We start from the raw sequence: 19,081 nt of genomic DNA, 5'->3' as shown, positions 1-19,081 counted from the left end.
ATGAAAAAGATAAAAGAAAATTCTATAACATTTATATTAATACCATTAATCATTTTAATTACAATAATTGATATCTTTAATAAAGATATTTCTTTTTCAAATTATGAAAATAGATCTTTAGCGATGAAGCCTAAGTTTTATTATAGCGATTTAAAAAGTGGAAGATTTTTTAAAAACTATGAGCGCTATATTAACGATCAATTCTTATTAAGGAATAGATGGATAAATTTAAAATCAATTTCAGAAAACCTTTTAGGTAAGAAGGAGAACAATGGTATTATTTATGGTAAAAACCATTATTTATTTGATAAGTTTGAAAAACTTGATGAAAATAATTTATATAAGAATATTAATACATTAAAAAGTTTTATTAATAATTCCAACTCTAAATTTAATATAATGATAATACCAGAGTCCTTTACAATATATAAAGAATACTTACCTTATGGAGTAGATTTGGTTGATGAAGAAAACTATATAAATAATATTAATTTGATATTTGATGAATTAGAGAATACTACATCTATAGATATTGTAAATACATTTAAAAACAGCAAAGATCAATATATATATTATAAAACAGATCATCATTGGACATCTTTAGGAGCTTATTTAGCTTATAAGGAGTTTGCTATAGTTAATAATATTGCTCCTATAGAGATAACTGATTTAAGAGAAAACAGAGTAGATGGTTTTCTTGGGACATACTTTTCAAAAAGTAAAAAAATTAATGCAAAAGAAGATTATATTTTATATTATGATAATTTGAATATAGATGTAAAAATAGATGGAGTAAAAGTTTCAGGACTTAATAATGATGATAAGTGGGAAAGTAGTGACAAATATTCAGCCTTTTTAAATGGAAATAATGGGTTAACGGTAATAAAAAATGATAGTATAAAAAATAATTCGAAAATATTAGTAATAAAAGATTCTTATGCTAATTCTTTTATACAATTCTTAATAAATAATTATAATGAAATCTATGTAGTTGATTTAAGGAGTTATTCCACAGGATTTAATAATTTTTTTAAAGAAAATAGATTTAATAACGTATTAATAATGTACAGTTTAAAGAACCTATCTGAAGATGTTAATCTTTCAAAATTAAAATATTAAGTAGAAATTTTATTGACAAGACCACAATAATTTGATACTCTTTTTAAGGCTATTTTTTATACATAGGAGGAAATTATGGAAGGAACAAAAGAAGTAAAAATCTTAGTTGCTGATCCTTCAGCATTGGGATTATTTGGATTAGCAGTAATTACATTAGTAGCATCATCTCAAAAATTAGGATTAACAAATGGTGTTTCTCTAGTATTGCCTTGGGCTATATTTTTAGGTGCAACAGCTCAATTAGTTGCATGTTTAAATGATTTTAAACATAATAATACTTTTGGAGCCACTGCCTTTGGTGCATATGCATTCTTTTGGTATGCCATGGGAATGACTTGGTTAATACAAAATGGTGTTTTTGGAGAGAAGTTAGCAGCTGCTGCAGATAGTAAGCAATTAGGTTTTGCATTTTTATCTTATTTAATATTTACTATATTTATGACAATTGGATCTATGGAAACTAATAAAGTATTATTTATAATATTTGTATTAATAGATTTCCTATTTATAGGGTTAACTTTAAACTCATTTAATATAATGCCACATTTAACTCATAATATTGCAGCTTATTCTGAATTAGGAATAGCCTTAGTTTCGTTTTATGGTTGTGGAGCAAATGTATTAAATAAGCATTTTGGTAAAGTATTCTTACCAGTGGGTAAGCCTTTTAATATTTTTAAGTAAATAATATACAATATTATTTAAAATAGTGTTATAGTGATAGTATACTATAACACTATTTTTATTTTAAAAAGGAGTAATAAACATATGAAGATATCTATATTTTTAAAGGGAAAAAAAGAACCTATAGTATATGAAGGGGAAAGAGTAGATGTATTAGACTTTAATTTTAATGGTATAGATTATAAACAAGTAAGATATTTTAAAAATGGAATATCTAAATCCGAATTAATCTTAAATGAATTAATAAGTAAAATTACAAAATAATTAAGAAGTGTATTAAGGTGTTCTAAAATAAAAATGTTTACAATAAAATAGTATTGCAAAGATACTTACAGCGCATAAATATAGTATCTTGAATAAGACACTAACAGCTTTTATTATATAATAATTTTCTATGTGTCTTGGTAATAATTAAGGAGGTAACTATGTCTGGAGTTTTAAGTAAAATTAGAGAAGGATTATTTAAACTTTCTGAGATAGAGTTGGAATATAAAGAAACAAACTCCGTTTTGGCTATGGAAGAGTTTATTGATAATATTAGTTACTTAAGAAAAGCTCCTGATGATGATATTATAAATTCTTTTAGGAAAATACTATTTATAGATAAATATGAAAGTATAAGATTTTTATTTTTTATTAGAAGCATAAAAAGTGGGTTAGGAGAGCGTAGGATATTTAGAGTAATATTAAAGTATTTAGGAAGAGATTATCCAGAACTATTAATAAATAATTTAAATATAATTCCTAAATATGGACGGTGGGATGATTTATATTCTTTATTTGATACACCATTAGAAAAGGATGTTATTTCTCTTTTTAAATATCAAATCCAGGAAGACCTACTTTCTAAGAATCCATCAACTTTAGGAAAGTGGTTAAAGTCAGAAAATGCATCATCTAAAGAGAGTAGAGTGTTGGGACTTAAAACAAGGGTACTATTAGATTACACGCCTAAAGAATATAGAAAGTTATTATCAACATTAAGAAGAAAATTAAATTTAATTGAGGTTAATCTTAGTTCAAAAGAATATTCAAAAATTGATTATGAAAAAATATCTAAACTAAGTTTAAACAAATATAAAAAAGCATTGTATAGAAATGATAATGAAAACTATACAATTTATTGTAGCAAAAATATTAAAGGAAGTAATCTATGTCCAAATAAGATTATACATTATATCTTAAATAAGAATAAGTTGAAAAATATAAATAACAATTTAGAAAAATTAATATTTAATATTACAATTAAGGAGTCCAAGAGTATAGAAGACACTTTTATAATAAATGGATTGGATGAAAATCAAAGTGATGAAGTTTTCAGTATATTAATTTTCTCAATCCTTTTATACAAAAAAATAAATTTGAACGCATTTAAAAATTACTATATATCATATAAAAGAAATCCTAAATTTAATAAATTAATAGAATCAAGTTTAATAAAAAATATTGAGCTTATATATAATAACTATATTAATTTCAATATTGACCTAGAAGCTGCTTTGGATTTGTTATTATTCACAATATTGAAAAAGAATTTAAATGATGAATCAAAGCCAAAATCCGTGCTCTTCATTTATAATTCTACAGAAAATATTAACTTTAATATATCTGAAGATCTAGTTATGAAGTGGCTAAAAGCTGGATTAGAATTACCTAGAATAAAATTATGGAATTTAAAAAATATGTATTCTAATTTTTCTATAGTTAATATTAATAATGTTATTAATATTACAGGCTACAATAATAAAATATGGCCATATTTAATAGAATCTAAAGAAATTAGTAATTCACAAATTATTTTAGATAAATATAAGAAATCTAATTTTGAAGATATAATTATTTAAGCAATGCAAATAGCATTGCAATTTTTATTTACTTTACATAATATTTAATATGTATTAAATATTATGTAAATATTATAACAAAAAACCTCAAATATTATTTCGCTAAATATACATTTAGTGTATTTCGTAGTATTGAAAGTAAAAAATAGCTGTGATATAATAAAATCAAGGCTTAAGAAGGATTAAAATGAGGTGAAAAAATGTCTACAATGCGAAAAATAACATATAAATATAAAGATTTTAATTACAGTGATGATATTAAAGGACTTTTAAGTATTGAATTATCTAATAAAGATAAGAAAAAACTACATTTAGTTTATTCTAATTATTATAGTTTAGGTGTTGAACGTGGTTATGAATATATAATTGAAGATTTATATAAACTTGTTGAAATACATAAGCTCTCTACTTCACAACTTTCTGAGATATATAATATAGGTGTTCGCAATATACAAATTTGGTTAAAGGAATTAGGTATTAATAGAACCATTAAGAAAGGTCAAAAACTTCAAAAGAAAAATTCTGTCTCAAATATACAATTGAAATCTGACGAAAAAATAAATTCAACTTTTGATACAATAAGAAATAAGTACGGAATTGAAAAAGTTGAAATTAGAAATTTACCACAATCAATTATAGATTTTTTGAATTATTTAGAAACTATTAAAGGTAAATCCATTAATACTATTAAAGGATATGAAGTAGATTTAGCTATGTTTTTTAAATTTCTAAAGATATATAAAGGTTTGGTATTTGATGATTCTTTGGAATTTCATGAAATAGATATAAAAGACATAGATAATAACTTTTTAAGAAACATACAATTAACAGATATTTATGCTTTCTTAAATTTTGCAGAAAAGCAAAGAAATAATGGAAATTATGCTAGAGCTAGAAAGGTTGCAGCTTTAAAATCTTATTTTAAATTCCTTCAAGGTAAAGCTAAGATTATTGAAGATAATCCAACATTAGAATTAGAATCTCCTAAAATAAATAAAAGACATCCAATTTATTTAACATTAGATGAAAGTGTTAATTTATTAAGTTCTTTAGATGAAAATAATAAAAATTACTTTAGAGATTATTGTATACTAACTTTATTTCTAAATTGTGGAATGCGTTTGTCAGAACTTTGTGGAATAAAAATAGATAAAATAAAGGGAGATACACTAACTATTATAGGTAAAGGAAATAAAGAAAGAACTGTTTATTTAAACGAAGCATGTGTTAAGGCTATTAATAATTATTTAAAGGTTAGAGATGATTCAAAGTGCCTTCCTGAGGATAAAGATTATCTACTACTCTCCTCCCGCTTTAAACCTATAAATAAAAGAACCGTAGAATTATTAGTAAAAAAACATATTACAAACTCCGGTTTAAGTGATGAGAAATATACCCCTCATAAACTAAGGCATACAGCAGCTACATTGATGTACAAGCATGGTAATGTTGATATAAGGAGTTTACAAAGTATATTAGGCCATGAAAATATAGCTACTACTCAAATATATACCCACGTTGATGATGAGATCTTAAGGGATGCAGTTAAATCTAATCCTCTTTCAAAATTATAAGAAAAAGATATGTGTAAAACTACACATATCTTTTTCTTTCACTAATATTATTAATAAAGCTTTTTCTTTAATTTTCTAAAACCAGGAAATACTTCTTCAGTAGCTTCATCAAAATCTTCTTCCAAGTAATCTAAGTCATCTATATATTCTATATGATCAAAAGCATCTATATAATCTAAAGAACTATTTTCTTCATAATTGTTGTTTAACTCTAATTTAGTAGCTTCTTCTTCTTTTAATGCCTCAAGCATAGTTTTATATTCTGCTTCTAGAAACTCATTTTCCTCAATATTCTTTGCTATGTCTTCTATTTTTATTGCTCTAACATCTATTCCTTCTTCTTTTAAACAATCACCACAGTTATCACAGATTCTATTAGGATATATATCACAAATATCATCATCAGTATATTTATTAATATTCACCAAAGCACACCTACCATTCATTTAGATTTTAACGTAAGACATATTATATCAAAGTTATTTAAAATAATCAAATGAATAAATCAATATTCAACTAAAGAACATAAGTTTGATATTACGAGCGTTTTATGATATAATATTTCCAATAAAGTGAGGTGTTTTATTAATGGAAGTAAGAGATAAACAACTGGAAATATATGAGTTTTTAAAAATATATACAGAAAATAAAGGATATCCCCCATCAGTAAGAGAGATTTGTGAAGCTGTAAATTTAAGATCAACTTCAACTGTTCATGGACATTTAAAAAGGCTTGAGAAAAAGGGGTTAATTAAAAGAGATCCTACAAAACCTAGAGCACTTGAAATTATAGAAATGTCGAATAGTAAAAAAGAGATGTTAAACATACCTATAATTGGTAAAGTAACTGCAGGAGCACCGATCTTAGCAACTGAAAATATTGAAGATACCTTCCCTATTCCTATAGATTATATAAAACATAATGATGAACTTTTCATATTAAGAGTTACTGGTAATAGTATGATTAATGCAGGAATAAATGATGGCGACTATGCAATCATTGAAAAAGCACCAACTGCTCAAAATGGTGAAATAGTTGTAGCATTAATAGAAAACGAAGCAACCATAAAAACTTTCTATAAAGAAAAGAATCATATCAGGCTTCAACCAGAGAATGATAGTTTATCTCCTATTATTGTTGAAGATTGTAGTATATTAGGAAAATTAGTCGGTCTATTTAGAGCATATTAATAATTATGAGTCATACAATATTGTGTATGGCTCTTATTTTTTTACATTTTTAAGGAGGGATAATTTGAAAATTTCTATTTTAAAATCTAATAAGAATCTTGAAGAATATTCAGTTGAAGAAAATTTTACAATTAATAAAAAAACTTTTTCTTCTATAATATTACTTTTTAAGGTTATAATTGCAGCACTTTATGCATTTGGATTAGGATATAGCTTATTTTTCTTTGGTGATGATTATATAAAAACTGGTATTAAAGTTTTATGTATACTAATTATAACTTATATATTTATTGACTTTCCATATTCTTTTTTTAAAGCTTTATTTCTACCAAAAGTTTTTAATAAAGATAATATAAGTTTAAAAGTAAATCCCTATACTTTATCAATAGATATATCTTCTAATACAAAAATATCTAAAATCAGAGTGATTATATCCTTAATACTTCCATTTATTATTTTAGCTATTATCCCAACAATTGTAAGCTATATACTAGAATTTAATGTTTACCTATATGTAATAGCATCAGCAAGTGCTATTATAGCTTCAAAAGATTTAATTTGCTTAATACTTATTTTAAAAAATTATTCTAAAGGAAATAGTATAAAATTAGATACTGATGAATTGATTTTTTATCCTTAAAAATTAGAAGAAATTAAGAGCTCATCTTAATTTCTTCTTTCATATTTTATATTAACTATTAAGTATATTGTTTAGAGAAATCATTATACCTATCTTAGCATGATCAAAGGTTAATCCTCCTTGAAGATAAGCTATATATGGTTCCCTAATAGGCGCATCAGCAGATAATTCGATTGATGAACCTTGTATAAATGCCCCAGCCGCCATTATAACCTCATCATTATACCCTGGCATAGCCCATGGTTCACATTCAACAAAGGAATCAATAGGAGACCCCTTTTGAATTCCCTTACAGAATTTTATTAACTTTTCTTTATCTCCAAACTTAATAGCTTGAATTATATCACTTCTTTTTTCATTATACTTAGGAAGAACTTCAAATCCTGCAAGTTCCATTATTCTTGAGCAGAAAACTGCTCCTTTCACAGCTTCCATAGCTACATGAGGCGCTAAAAATAATCCTTGATAAAATTGACGCATAACACCGAAAGTTGAACCACACTCTCCTCCTATTCCAGGAGTTGTTAATCTATAGGCAGCTTGTTCTACAAATTGAGCTTTACCAGCTACATATCCTCCTGTAGGTGCAATTCCTCCTCCAATGTTTTTAATTAATGACCCAGCAATTAAATCAGCCCCTACATCTGTGGGTTCAATTGTATCTATAAACTCTCCATAACAATTATCTACAAACACAATTACATCTTCCTTGATTTCTTTAACAAATTTAATTACTTCACCTATTTCACTTACTAAGAAGGAATTTCTCCATCCATATCCTGTACTTCTTTGTATGTGTATTAATTTTATCGTATTATCATTAGTTAATACTTCTTTAATTTTCTCATAATCAAACTTTCCATTTTTTAAGTCTACTTGCTTATAATTAACTCCATACTCTTTAAGAGAACCTATATTTTTCTTTCCACTTATTCCAATAATATTATGAAGAGTATCATAAGGAGCGCCTGAAATACATACCATTGTATCCCCTGTTCTTAAATTACCCATTAAAGCACAACCTATAGCATGTGTACCATTAACAAAATGAGGTCTAACTAAAGCACTTTCTGTATTAAATACTCTTGCATAAACTTTATCTAAAGACTCTCTACCTATATCATCATATCCATATCCGGATGAATTAGTAAAGTGTGACTCACTAATTCTTTCTTCCTGAAAAGCCTTTAATACTTTTAATTGATTATACTCTCTAATATCATCATAAGAATTAAATACCTCTTCTACATCTTTTAGAGCCTTATTATATAGCTCAAATGTATTCTCTTTAAATCTTAAAGTTTTTATCATTAAATCTTCAGTTTGTTTTAGCATAATATCGTTAGCATATTAATTTAATATGCTGCTCTCCCTTCTTATTTGTAAATTTTACTGCCATAAAAATAATATTAACATATTTCATATTCTTTTTAAATACTTCAATTTTATAAATAGAAAGAGTAGACAAATATGTCTACTCTTCATCATTATTAAATAATATTGGTTTTGAAGGTGTTATAGTAGTAATTGCATGCTTATAAACTAGCATTTGTTTACCATCACTATCAAGTACTACAGTAAAACTGTCAAAGCCCTTTACGTATCCTTTTAATTGAAATCCATTTGTTAAATAAATAATTACAGATATTCTATTTTTTCTAGCTCCATTTAAAAAAATATCTTGTAAATTGTTAGGTTGCTTCATACATATTACCTCCCAAAAATATTAAATCTATTATAAATTTAGTTCTTTAACTACTTTGTCAAATATCTCATCTTCAGTTAATTCATCTTTATTTAGAAAGGTTACCCTTGGATCTCTTCTAAACCAAGTTAGTTGTCTCTTAGCATAATTTCTAGATCCCTGCTTAATCATTTCCACTGCGTTTTCATATGAAATTTTATTTTCTAAGTAGTAAAATATTTCTTTATACCCTATTCCCTGCATTGATTGCATAAGAGAATTATACCCCATATTTTTAAGTTTTATGCACTCTTCAACTAAACCATTCTTAAGCATTATATCAACTCTTAAATTAATTCTTTCATATAGCTTTTCTCTATCCATATTAAGAACATAATAGCTAACATCATAAGGTCCATTATAAAATTCATTACCAGCATTAAAAGAGCTAAATGGCTTTTTAGTTAGTTTATAAACTTCTAATGCTCTTATTACTCTTTTTCTATTATTAAAGTGAATTTCATGAAAACTTATAGGATCTATATCCTTAAGCATATTATGGATATACTCATTTCCATATTTATTGGCTAGAGTTTCTAACTCTTTTCTATATTCTTCATCACTTTCTGATTCTGTAAAATTCATATTACAAGTTATAGAATTTATATATAATCCCGTACCACCAACTAATATAGGTAATTTTTTTCTAGATAATATATCTTCAATACAATTTGTAGCCATTATTTTATATTCTGCTACTGAAAAAGGTACATCAGGTTCTATAACATCTATCATATGATGGATTACTCCATTCATTTCTTCTTTAGTTACTTTAGCCGAGCCTATATCCATATACTTATATATTTGCATAGAATCAGTTGATACTATTTCACCATTTAATTCTTTTGCTAGCTTTATAGATAAATCAGTCTTTCCTACAGCTGTTGGGCCAGCTATAATTAAAAGTTTATTATTCATTGTTTCTCCCTATACTATTCTTCTAAATTTCTTATCTAATTCATAATTGCTAAACTTGATAATTACTGGTCTACCATGCGGACAATGGAAGGGGTCGTCGATATATCTTAAATCATTCACTAACTTATCCATTTCATGTTCATTTAAATAATCATTAGCTTTTACTGCAGCTTTGCATGCTAAAGTTGCTATTCTGTTATATTTAACCTCTGTAGTTTTTCCACTACCTAAACCTTTAATATTGTCTAATATATTTATAAATAAGTTTCTAGCATCAAGTTTACCTAAAAAATAAGGAACTTCTTTTATAGCTATAGTATTTCCACCAAAACTTTCTATCATAAACCCTGCTTTAGTAAATATATTCAAATTCTCTTCATAATAACAATAATCATCTGTTGTTAAATCAATTAGGATTGGTACTAAAAGCTGTTGTACTACAATATCCCCCTCTTCAATACTATTTAGATATTTTTCAAATAGTATTTTTTCATGTGCTGCATGCTGATCTATAATATATAAAATATCTTCATACTCAGCTAATATATACATTTTATTAAATTGGCCTATAACCTTTAAATTAGGAAACTTAGGAATTTTTTCTTTTTCATTTTTGATATTTATATAATTTAAATTTTTTTCTTCCTTAATAGTAGGTTTTTCAATATTATATACTTTTTCTGTATTGATAATACTATTTAAATTCTTTAAGTTATTATATAATTCCTCTTCCTTTTTTATCTCTTCATAAGATACATTTTCTATATCTCTAGAAATTAGTTTTTCTTCCTGAAGTTCTCTTGATTCATAAGAAGTATCATTAATATTAAACTCAATTTCTTCGATTTCAGCTTTATTATTTTCTTCATTCTTTTCTTCTTCAGGAATATAAAAATCTTCAAAAACTTCATTTTTAAAAGCTTTGTGAACTGAATCAAAAACTTTTTTAAATATACCTCTATCTTCTTTGAATTTAATCTCTGCTTTAGTAGGATGTATATTCACATCTACAAATTCAGGATATAATTCTAAAAATAAAACGAAGAAAGGAAATTTATTAACTGTTGCAAAAGATTTAAAAGCATTTTCTACAGCAGCTACAATAGTTTTATTCTTTATATATCTACCATTAACAAATATACTTTGATTGTTTCTAGAACCTCTCGATATTTCTTCTTTGCCTATATAACCATATAAAGATATAGCTTCTTCTTTACTCTCAAAGTAAATTAAATTTTCACTAATATTTTTACCATATATTGTTCTAATTACATCTATTAAGTTACCTGTTCCATAAGTATGTAATGTCTTTTTACCGTTATTATAAAACTTTATAGATATATCTGGATGAGATAAAGCTACTCTATTAACTATATCTCCAATTAAAGCCCCTTCCCTAGAAATAGATTTTAAAAATTTTTTTCTTGCAGGAACATTAAAAAATAAATCTTTGACTTCAATTATTGTACCTTTATTTGTACCTATACTATTTATAGATAAGATTTCTCCACCCTCTATAATAATTTCAGAACCAAACTCTTCTTTTTCTATTCTGCTTTTTAAACTTACTTTTGATATAGATGCTATAGAAGCTAATGCTTCTCCTCTAAATCCAAGAGTCATTATTGAATAAATATCATCAACATCCTTTATCTTTGATGTTGCATGAGGTAAGAATGCCTTTTTTATGTCATCCCTATGTATACCATGACCGTCATCTATTATCCTAATTAAGGATATTCCACCCTCTTCTATTTCTATCGTTATATTCTTTGAACCTGCATCTATAGAGTTCTCCATTAATTCTTTTACAACTGAAGAAGGTCTTTCTACAACTTCTCCTGCTGCTATTTTATTAGAGGTATGTTCATCTAGAATATTTATTCTCTTCATATTCTCACCCCTTAAATTACTTTAATTTTTTAGCTTCTATCGTTAGTTTGTATAATTCATTCATAGCTTCCATTGGAGTTAATGACATAATATCTAGTTCTGCTATAGTATTAATTAGATTATCTTTTTCTATAGCGCCAAAATCTAATTGATAATTTTCTTCTTTAACTATTTTTTTATTTTTTTTAGGCTTTTCCTCTTTCTCTATAGCTATTTCTTTAATTACTTCAATATGGTTATCATTATTGTTATTCTCAAGAGAAGATAAAATTTCTTTTGCTCTTTCAATAACTTCACTTGGTAACCCTGCAAGTTTTGCAACTTCTATTCCGTAAGATTGATCTGCACCACCTTCTACTATTTTCCTTAAAAAGATTATATTATCTTCAACTTCGGAAACTGCAACTGAATAATTCTTTACTCCATCTATATTACCTTCTAATCTTGTAAGTTCATGATAGTGAGTAGCAAATAAAGTCTTGCATTTAAGGTTTTTATTGTTAGATATATATTCTATAACAGACCAAGCTATACTAAGACCATCATAAGTTGAAGTACCTCTACCAACTTCATCTAATAAAACTAAACTTTTTGAAGTAGCATTCTTTAAGATATTTGATACTTCCCACATTTCAACCATAAAAGTAGACTTACCACCAGCTAAATCATCTGAAGCACCTATTCTAGTAAATATCTTATCACAAACAGATATATTAGCTTCTTTAGCTGGGACAAAGGATCCTATTTGGGCCATTAATGTAATTAATGCAACTTGCCTCATATAAGTAGATTTTCCAGCCATATTTGGTCCTGTAATTAATAGAAGTCTATTATCTTTAGTATTAAGATTTGTATCATTAGCTACAAACTCACCATTACCTATAACTTTTTCAACTACTGGATGTCTACCTTCTTTTATATCTATAATTCCACTTTCGTTTATCAATGGTTTTGTATAATCATTTTCTAAAGCTATTAAAGCTAGAGTTGATAATGCATCTAAATTTCCTATTATTCTAGCACTTTGTTTAAGCCTTGGAATTTCTCTTTCAATAGCCTCTCTAATTTCAACGAATAAATTATATTCTAAAGAGATTAACTTTTCTTCAGCGCCTAAAATTTTATCTTCCATTTCTTTTAACTCTTGAGTAATAAATCTTTCAGCGTTTGCTAAAGTTTGTTTCCTTATATACCTTCCTTCTGGTATAGAAGAATAATTTGCTTTAGAGATTTCAATATAATAACCAAATACTTTATTGTAACCTACTTTAAGTGATTTAATTCCTGTAAATTCTCTTTCTCTATTTTCTAAAGCTGCAATCCATTCCTTCCCGTGAAGCTTAGCAGTTCTTAAACTGTCTACTTCTTCATTATATCCATCCTTTATTATATTTCCTTCCTTAACAGATATAGATGGATCATCAAGTATAGAATTTGATAAAAGATTTTTAACATCAATTAATTCGTCTAATTCCTTAAACCATTCTTTTAAAATATTAGAATTAGCTTTAGATAGGTGTTTTTTTATTCCAGGTAATTTATCTATTGAATTTCTTAAAGAAATTAAATCTTTAGCATTTACATTTTTATTAGAAACTTTACCAACTATTCTTTCTATGTCATAAATTTCTTTTAGTAACAATCTTAGATCTTCATTAAAATAGCCGTTATTAAATAATTCTTCTACCCCTTCTAATCTTTTTTCAATTTCCTTTTTTATTATAAGAGGTTCTTCTATCCATTTTCTAATAGCTCTTCCTCCCATAGATGTTTCTGTTTTATCTAAAACCCAAATTAAGCTACCTTTTTTAGATTTTTCTTTTAAACTTTCAGTAAGCTCTAAATTTCTTCTTGAGTTTCCATCTATAGTCATATAGTTTACTATATCGTAATACTCTAAAAGGTTTATATTAGTTAAAGTGATTTTTTGAGTATCATAAATATACTTAAGCAGAGCTCCAGAAACTTTTTTAGATAAATCATTTAAGTTCACTATACAAACTTCTGAAAACTGATTAATAAGTTCTTCTTCACTACAAATTTCTTTTGATAAATTTCTTTTAGTAATTAAAGCTTGTGAAACAGTTGATATTTCATCTAAAATACTATCAGTAATCTTTACATCAACTAATATTTCTTTAGGATTAACCTTTGTTATTTCATCTAATAAAGTTGATTTCATAGAATTAAAAGATGTAACTTTAAATTCACCTGTTGATATATCTGATATTGCAATACCAAAGCTGCTATTTTCTTCAATAATGCACATTAAGTATGTATTTTTATACTCACTATCTTCAGAAGATTCAATAAAAGTACCTGGAGTAATTACTTTTATAACATCTCTCTTTACAATTCCTTTTGCTACAGATGGATCTTCTACTTGCTCACCTATAGCTACCTTATATCCTTTATTAACTAACCTTGCTATATATGAAGAAGCTGCATGAAAAGGAATACCGCACATAGGGGCTCTTTCCTCTAGACCACAATCTCTTCCTGTAAGAACAAGTTCTAATTCTCTTGAAGCTATTTTAGCATCTTCAAAGAACATTTCATAAAAATCACCTAATCTGAAAAATAGAATACAATCTTTATAATTTTCTTTTATCTCAAAATATTGTCTCATCATTGGAGTTAACATATTTTTTATACCTCACAAATTAAATTTAAGTATAAACCTTGAAAACATAAGGTTTTATGACTATTATACTATAAAGTTAGAACAATAAAAAGCGATAACTTAAAGTAGAAAAAGGATATATTTTATATTTCATACTACCTTTAAAGAATCAAGTCGTAGTCATATAATATATAGCCTTTTAAATATAAATTCTATAAGATTTTATTGTTCTGTAAAATATATTATTAGTTAATTAAAGTTATCATAAAGTTTTCAAAACTAAATTCACTATTAGTTTCAAATAATTCTTGTAAAACTTCTACATTTTCTTCTAAATGTTCTATATCTTTAGAATATGTATGTGCAATATCTACTATATCTGAATCTAAAAACTCCTTACTTTCAAAATAACGTATTACTGATAGTTCTTTAATTATAATAAAACTTATTAAAGAAAATTTAACTTTAGCTAATACATCATAATCAAAAACAGCTTTCATAAAATATCTAAATATATAGTACAAAATAATTTGCTCAAATTGATATTCTTTTTCTATATAATATTTATTAAAACTATTATGAATGGATGAGTAAATATTAATATCATCTTCATTTTGCCAAAAGTACCTCAAGTAATTTTCTAATCCTAATATATCATTTGGCTTTATATGTTTTAAGTTTTTAAATGTATCAATTACTTCATAGATATTTAAGTATTTATCTTTTAGGTTATTACTAAACTTTTGGAAAGACTCTATCTTTTCACATATGTAATCTTTGTTTAAATATTTTTCCTTAATATCTTTAATTGAATTTATATCATTAATATCTATCTTTTTTTGTATTTCATCTGTAAAAGCTAGCACTAAAGCACATCTATATTTTAATTCTACTTCTCTATCTTGTAATAGATCAAAAATAACTTTTCTGCATTGCATAAGGTTAATATAAATATTAGGGGTTATATCATTGTATTTTGTAACTTCTTCATTTGTTTCTGTAATCTCAAATCTTACTTTATCTTTTTTTCTTAGTATAATTCTAGCAGCCTCAGGACATGACAGAGAAATTCCAATTTCACGTAAATTCCCAAACTCCTCTAAATAGCGTGGATACTGCTTACAAGTGTAACACAGTCCCTCTGAACCTAGTTCGCTATATATATCACATAAATTATCTTGGTTTAAAAAAGAGCATCTATCACCTTTTAAAAGAAATAGATTTTCTCCATTCTCACTTATTATTTTGCTCCTTAGTTTATCTCCAAATTTTCCTTTTACAGATAAATACTTTTGATAACTTTCGTTATCTATTACAATTCCCCATCCAGCACAACAAGTATCTTCACACTTATCAGCTATACATTGAAATTCATTAAAATAATCTGGTGTTCTTATTTTCATTTTCATCCTCACATCTATTAGTAAAATATATTATAATTTTAATACTGAGTTAAAATCTATTCAAGAATATTATTTATAATATATAAATAGAAATGTAGTTTAAAATTAATTTACTTAATTTTAAACTACACTTTTTAAATTGAAAATAAATTTAAAATATCTTCATCACTTAAGGAATTAATATTAGATGATTCCATACTATTATCCAGTATCTTTTCGATAAGTTTTCTTTTTTCATCTTGAAGTTCTACTATTTTTTCTTCTATGGTGTTTTTTGATATTAGTTTTATAACTTCTACTATATTTTTTTGTCCAAATCTATGGGCTCTATCTGTAGCTTGATCTTCTACAGCAGGATTCCACCAAGGATCAAAGTGAATTACTATATCAGCAGAGGTTAAGTTTAAACCTGTTCCACCAGCTTTTAAGCTTATTAAGAAAACCGAATTACTTCCATTATTAAATTCATCTATCAATTGAATTCTTTTTTCAGAAGGAATACTACCATCTAAATAACTATAAGAGATATCTTCATTTATTAATCTTTTTGAAATATTTCTTAGCACTGATGTAAATTGAGAAAATACAAGTATTTTATGACCCTCTTCTATCCCTTGATTTAACAACTCTATTAATGAGTCTATTTTTCCGCTACTTCCTATATAATCATTGACTAACACTGATGGATCTAAGCATATTTGTCTAAGCTTTGTTATATATGACAATATTTCAATTTTACTATTCTTTAATTCATCATCTTTGACTTTCTTCTCTATTAAACTCTTTGCATAATCAGAATATACATTATAAATTTTTTCTTGTTCTTTAGACATAGAGACTAGAAGCTTTTTCTCTATTTTTAAAGGTAACTCTTTTATAACATCCTTTTTATATCGTCTTAAAATAAAAGGCTTTATTAAATTATTTAATTCTTCTAAAACTTCATTAGACTCATGTAGTTTTTTATAATATCTAACACTAAAACTATTTTCATCAAATAAATATCCAGGCATAATAAAATCAAATATAGACCATAACTCCATAACAGAATTTTCAATTGGAGTACCAGTTAAAGCAAATTTCCTTTTTGCTTTAATATTTTTTACTGATATAGCATTTTGGGAGCTACTATTTTTTATATACTGAGCCTCATCTATAAAACAGTAATCAAAATTTAGATGTTCATACAAATCTAAATCCCTTTTTAATATATTATACGTTGTTATAAGAACATCGTAATCTTTTATGTTCTCTAATATATTAACTCTTTCTTCCTTTCCTCCATTAACTACTGATAACTTAATGCTTGGGGCAAACTTTTCAATTTCACTACTCCAGTTATAAATTAAAGATGTAGGAGCAACTATTAAAGTTTTAGATGGTAAATTTGATAAAATAAAAGTAATTGCCTGTATAGTTTTACCTAATCCCATCTCATCACCTAATATTCCACCAAAACCTAAATAATCCATTGTTTTAAGCCAATTGTAGCCTTCTTTTTGGTATTCTCTTAAACTAGCATTTAAAGTTAATGGTTCTTTAAAATTAATCTTTTTAACTTCTTTTATCTTTTTTTGTATTTTTGTTAACTCATTTTTACCCTTAATATATCTAATATTTTTTTCTTTAATAAAATCATCAATGAATATAGCCTTATTATTATTAAAAATTAGTTTATTGTCTTCAAAATCACTATTAACAGATAATACATCTAATAGATTTAAAAAATTCTTAAGTTCTATTTCTTCTAAATCTATAAATTCACCTGTTTTTAATTTATAATATTTTAGATTATCCTTAAATGCAATCAATATATCTTTAACCTCTTCTTTAGAAAGGCTATCAATATTAAAATTTAATTCAAAATAATCATATTTACCAGCTTCTATTTGCCCAGTTATATTTTTACTATTAATTTTCCTAATAATTTTAAAGTTTTCAGAATAAAACACATCACCTATATTTTGAAGTTTAGTTATATCATACTTAAAGAAATTAAATAGATAGTCATCTCCTAGTAATAAATAAAACTTATCTCCTGATGCCTCAAAACCTAATGACCGTAAAGTAGATAAAACTTCCCCTTCTTTATTTAAGTCTCTATAAATGATCTTATCTTTGTATTCATGAAAAATATTGAATTCATGTCTTCCATATTTTACTTTTAGAACCAAGGTTATATCTTTATTAATTTTATCAAAATAAAAACAAAAGTTTACATTTTCTTTTACAATCTTATCTTTAATAGATTTATTTATATTTACATAATCAGATAACGTATATAACTTAGGTAGCAAGCTAGATAAAATTCTAAATTCATCACTTTTATTCAATTCTATATAATTATTATCTTTAAAAACCTCAAAATAATTTGAAATCTCATGACAATAATTAAAACCTGGAAGATAAATACTACTTCCATATAAAAATACTGTATTATTTTTATCAAGTATTTCTGGTAAGCCATCATCTATAGATAATAAATACTCACTACTTAGTTCCTTTAGAGTAAATTGTAAATTGGGCTTGTTATAAATTATTTCAGTTTCTACAGGTCTATAGAAAAAGCCTTCATTTAAATAAACTCTATTTTTAGAAACTGTGTCGAAGAATTCCCTTATTAGAAAATCTGGTATTGTAATACTTTTTCCATCTATAAATTTATCTTGACGTCTTACAAAATTTAGATGTAAATCTTCTATAGATTTTACTTTTTCTATAAAATTAATAATTTTGTTTTCTTTTATACCAAGCCTTTGTTCTCTTAAGTTTAAGATAAAATCTTTTCCATATTTAATAGGTATTTTATTATATATAGCAATTAAAAGTTGATTTATATCCTTAACAACGTAGAGTTTGTTTGATGATAATCCTTTTAAACCAATCTTAAATTCTGCAGTTAACTTATTCTTAATACCTCTCCTATTTATGTAAATTTCCATTTTTATTTCATCTTTATTTTCTTCTTGCAGTAATAAGTCCAGTATATTATCCTTAGTTTTAAAAATAGGTTTATTTTCTAAAGGATCTCCAAACTTTTTTAAAATATCATTATTATTTTCAATTTCATTTATAAATTTATAATATGTAGCAATAAGATGCTTGCAACAATAACTTTCTTTACGGAATTCATTTTTTTCAAAATCATCACATGTACAATAGGTAGATATTACAGACTTACTTTTTGTATCTAGTTCTAATTTATTAATATATTCATTATAGAAATCCTCTGATAGAATAGTAGATTTTATATATAGTAATCCTTCATCAAAGTTAAAGTTAAATGAAGAAATTGCATCTTCTTTTAAAATTTTTTTAGCTGCTAAATCATTTTTCACTGATATATTTTTTTTGAACTTTTCAAATAATTCTTTTTTTAACATACTACCACCTTAAAAAACAATATTCTTTTATTATAACAAAAAGAAGTGGTTTTAGCCACTTCATA

The 19,081-nt window shown here is 25.4% G+C and carries 15 protein-coding genes; 7 read left to right on the top strand and 8 right to left on the bottom strand.

Annotation, left to right across the window (positions count from 1 at the left end; all coding sequences use genetic code 11):
• From BN6774_RS10295 to BN6774_RS10275, 5 genes are all read left to right on the top strand, one after another.
• The gene (locus BN6774_RS10295) at window positions 1–1,119 is read left to right on the top strand and encodes a DHHW family protein (RefSeq protein ID WP_084766980.1); all 1,119 of its coding nucleotides are present in this window, start codon (window positions 1–3) and stop codon (window positions 1,117–1,119) included.
• 75 nt (window positions 1,120–1,194) lie between these two features.
• Window positions 1,195–1,803: an acetate uptake transporter gene (locus BN6774_RS10290; protein WP_066893290.1), complete on the top strand. Its 609-nt coding sequence runs from the start codon at window positions 1,195–1,197 to the stop codon at window positions 1,801–1,803.
• An 84-nt stretch (window positions 1,804–1,887) separates the two neighbouring features.
• Window positions 1,888–2,067, top strand: a complete 180-nt coding sequence (locus tag BN6774_RS10285) for a hypothetical protein (RefSeq protein WP_066893288.1) — start codon at window positions 1,888–1,890, stop codon at window positions 2,065–2,067.
• A 161-nt stretch (window positions 2,068–2,228) separates the two neighbouring features.
• Entirely contained in the window at window positions 2,229–3,647 is a 1,419-nt protein-coding gene (locus tag BN6774_RS10280; protein WP_066893286.1) for a DUF2828 family protein, read from the top strand.
• Between the two features lie 578 nt (window positions 3,648–4,225).
• Window positions 4,226–5,221, top strand: coding sequence for a tyrosine recombinase XerC (locus tag BN6774_RS10275; RefSeq protein WP_066896603.1), 996 nt, complete (start codon window positions 4,226–4,228; stop codon window positions 5,219–5,221).
• Between the two features lie 50 nt (window positions 5,222–5,271).
• Here BN6774_RS10275 and BN6774_RS10270 read toward each other — a convergent pair whose 3' ends face one another.
• The gene (locus BN6774_RS10270) at window positions 5,272–5,646 is read right to left on the bottom strand and encodes a hypothetical protein (RefSeq protein ID WP_207644595.1); all 375 of its coding nucleotides are present in this window, start codon (window positions 5,644–5,646) and stop codon (window positions 5,272–5,274) included.
• Between the two features lie 163 nt (window positions 5,647–5,809).
• On the opposite strand from BN6774_RS10270, the gene lexA reads away from it, so the two are divergent.
• Together lexA and BN6774_RS10260 are read left to right on the top strand one after the other, a co-directional pair.
• On the top strand, window positions 5,810–6,412 hold the full coding sequence (gene lexA / locus BN6774_RS10265; protein WP_066893282.1) for a transcriptional repressor LexA: 603 nt from the start codon (window positions 5,810–5,812) through the stop codon (window positions 6,410–6,412).
• Window positions 6,413–6,476: 64 nt separating this feature from the next.
• Window positions 6,477–7,052: a metalloprotease family protein gene (locus tag BN6774_RS10260; protein WP_066893280.1), complete on the top strand. Its 576-nt coding sequence runs from the start codon at window positions 6,477–6,479 to the stop codon at window positions 7,050–7,052.
• A 51-nt stretch (window positions 7,053–7,103) separates the two neighbouring features.
• Here BN6774_RS10260 and BN6774_RS10255 read toward each other — a convergent pair whose 3' ends face one another.
• The 7 genes from BN6774_RS10255 to BN6774_RS10225 all read right to left on the bottom strand — a co-directional run bounded on the left by BN6774_RS10255 (window position 7,104) and on the right by BN6774_RS10225 (window position 19,016).
• On the bottom strand, window positions 7,104–8,387 hold the full coding sequence (locus BN6774_RS10255; RefSeq protein ID WP_066893278.1) for a methionine gamma-lyase family protein: 1,284 nt from the start codon (window positions 8,385–8,387) through the stop codon (window positions 7,104–7,106).
• A 139-nt stretch (window positions 8,388–8,526) separates the two neighbouring features.
• Window positions 8,527–8,757, bottom strand: a complete 231-nt coding sequence (gene hfq / locus BN6774_RS10250) for an RNA chaperone Hfq (protein WP_066893276.1) — start codon at window positions 8,755–8,757, stop codon at window positions 8,527–8,529.
• Between the two features lie 30 nt (window positions 8,758–8,787).
• Window positions 8,788–9,714: a tRNA (adenosine(37)-N6)-dimethylallyltransferase MiaA gene (gene miaA, locus BN6774_RS10245; RefSeq protein ID WP_066893274.1), complete on the bottom strand. Its 927-nt coding sequence runs from the start codon at window positions 9,712–9,714 to the stop codon at window positions 8,788–8,790.
• A gap of 9 nt (window positions 9,715–9,723) precedes the next feature.
• Window positions 9,724–11,607 carry a DNA mismatch repair endonuclease MutL gene (gene mutL / locus BN6774_RS10240; RefSeq protein ID WP_066893272.1) on the bottom strand — a complete coding sequence of 628 codons (1,884 nt, stop codon included), beginning with the start codon at window positions 11,605–11,607 and terminating at the stop codon, window positions 9,724–9,726.
• Between the two features lie 16 nt (window positions 11,608–11,623).
• Window positions 11,624–14,251 carry a DNA mismatch repair protein MutS gene (gene mutS / locus BN6774_RS10235; RefSeq protein ID WP_066893270.1) on the bottom strand — a complete coding sequence of 876 codons (2,628 nt, stop codon included), beginning with the start codon at window positions 14,249–14,251 and terminating at the stop codon, window positions 11,624–11,626.
• A 224-nt stretch (window positions 14,252–14,475) separates the two neighbouring features.
• Window positions 14,476–15,633: a flagellin lysine-N-methylase gene (fliB, locus tag BN6774_RS10230; protein WP_066893268.1), complete on the bottom strand. Its 1,158-nt coding sequence runs from the start codon at window positions 15,631–15,633 to the stop codon at window positions 14,476–14,478.
• 134 nt (window positions 15,634–15,767) lie between these two features.
• The gene (locus BN6774_RS10225; RefSeq protein WP_066893266.1) at window positions 15,768–19,016 is read right to left on the bottom strand and encodes a DEAD/DEAH box helicase; all 3,249 of its coding nucleotides are present in this window, start codon (window positions 19,014–19,016) and stop codon (window positions 15,768–15,770) included.
• Between the last annotated feature and the right edge of the window lie 65 nt (window positions 19,017–19,081).

The sequence above is a fragment of the Clostridium nigeriense genome (genome assembly GCF_900086595.1).
Classification (GTDB): Bacteria; Bacillota; Clostridia; order Clostridiales; family Clostridiaceae; genus Clostridium; species Clostridium nigeriense.
The sequence above is the reverse complement of the archived record's forward strand: the minus strand, read 5'-3'. Positions and strand labels throughout refer to the sequence as shown.

What these genes read in the sequence shown, in the direction of transcription:
- miaA (WP_066893274.1), bottom strand. Translation starts at nt 9,714, where the DNA reads ATGAATAATAAACTTTTAATTATAGCTGGCCCAACAGCTGTAGGAAAG.
- BN6774_RS10225 (WP_066893266.1), bottom strand. Translation starts at nt 19,016, where the DNA reads ATGTTAAAAAAAGAATTATTTGAAAAGTTCAAAAAAAATATATCAGTG.
- BN6774_RS10285 (WP_066893288.1), top strand. Translation starts at nt 1,888, where the DNA reads ATGAAGATATCTATATTTTTAAAGGGAAAAAAAGAACCTATAGTATAT.
- BN6774_RS10290 (WP_066893290.1), top strand. Translation starts at nt 1,195, where the DNA reads ATGGAAGGAACAAAAGAAGTAAAAATCTTAGTTGCTGATCCTTCAGCA.
- mutL (WP_066893272.1), bottom strand. Translation starts at nt 11,607, where the DNA reads ATGAAGAGAATAAATATTCTAGATGAACATACCTCTAATAAAATAGCA.
- BN6774_RS10295 (WP_084766980.1), top strand. Translation starts at nt 1, where the DNA reads ATGAAAAAGATAAAAGAAAATTCTATAACATTTATATTAATACCATTA.
- hfq (WP_066893276.1), bottom strand. Translation starts at nt 8,757, where the DNA reads ATGAAGCAACCTAACAATTTACAAGATATTTTTTTAAATGGAGCTAGA.
- BN6774_RS10280 (WP_066893286.1), top strand. Translation starts at nt 2,229, where the DNA reads ATGTCTGGAGTTTTAAGTAAAATTAGAGAAGGATTATTTAAACTTTCT.
- lexA (WP_066893282.1), top strand. Translation starts at nt 5,810, where the DNA reads ATGGAAGTAAGAGATAAACAACTGGAAATATATGAGTTTTTAAAAATA.
- BN6774_RS10255 (WP_066893278.1), bottom strand. Translation starts at nt 8,387, where the DNA reads ATGCTAAAACAAACTGAAGATTTAATGATAAAAACTTTAAGATTTAAA.
- mutS (WP_066893270.1), bottom strand. Translation starts at nt 14,251, where the DNA reads ATGTTAACTCCAATGATGAGACAATATTTTGAGATAAAAGAAAATTAT.
- fliB (WP_066893268.1), bottom strand. Translation starts at nt 15,633, where the DNA reads ATGAAAATAAGAACACCAGATTATTTTAATGAATTTCAATGTATAGCT.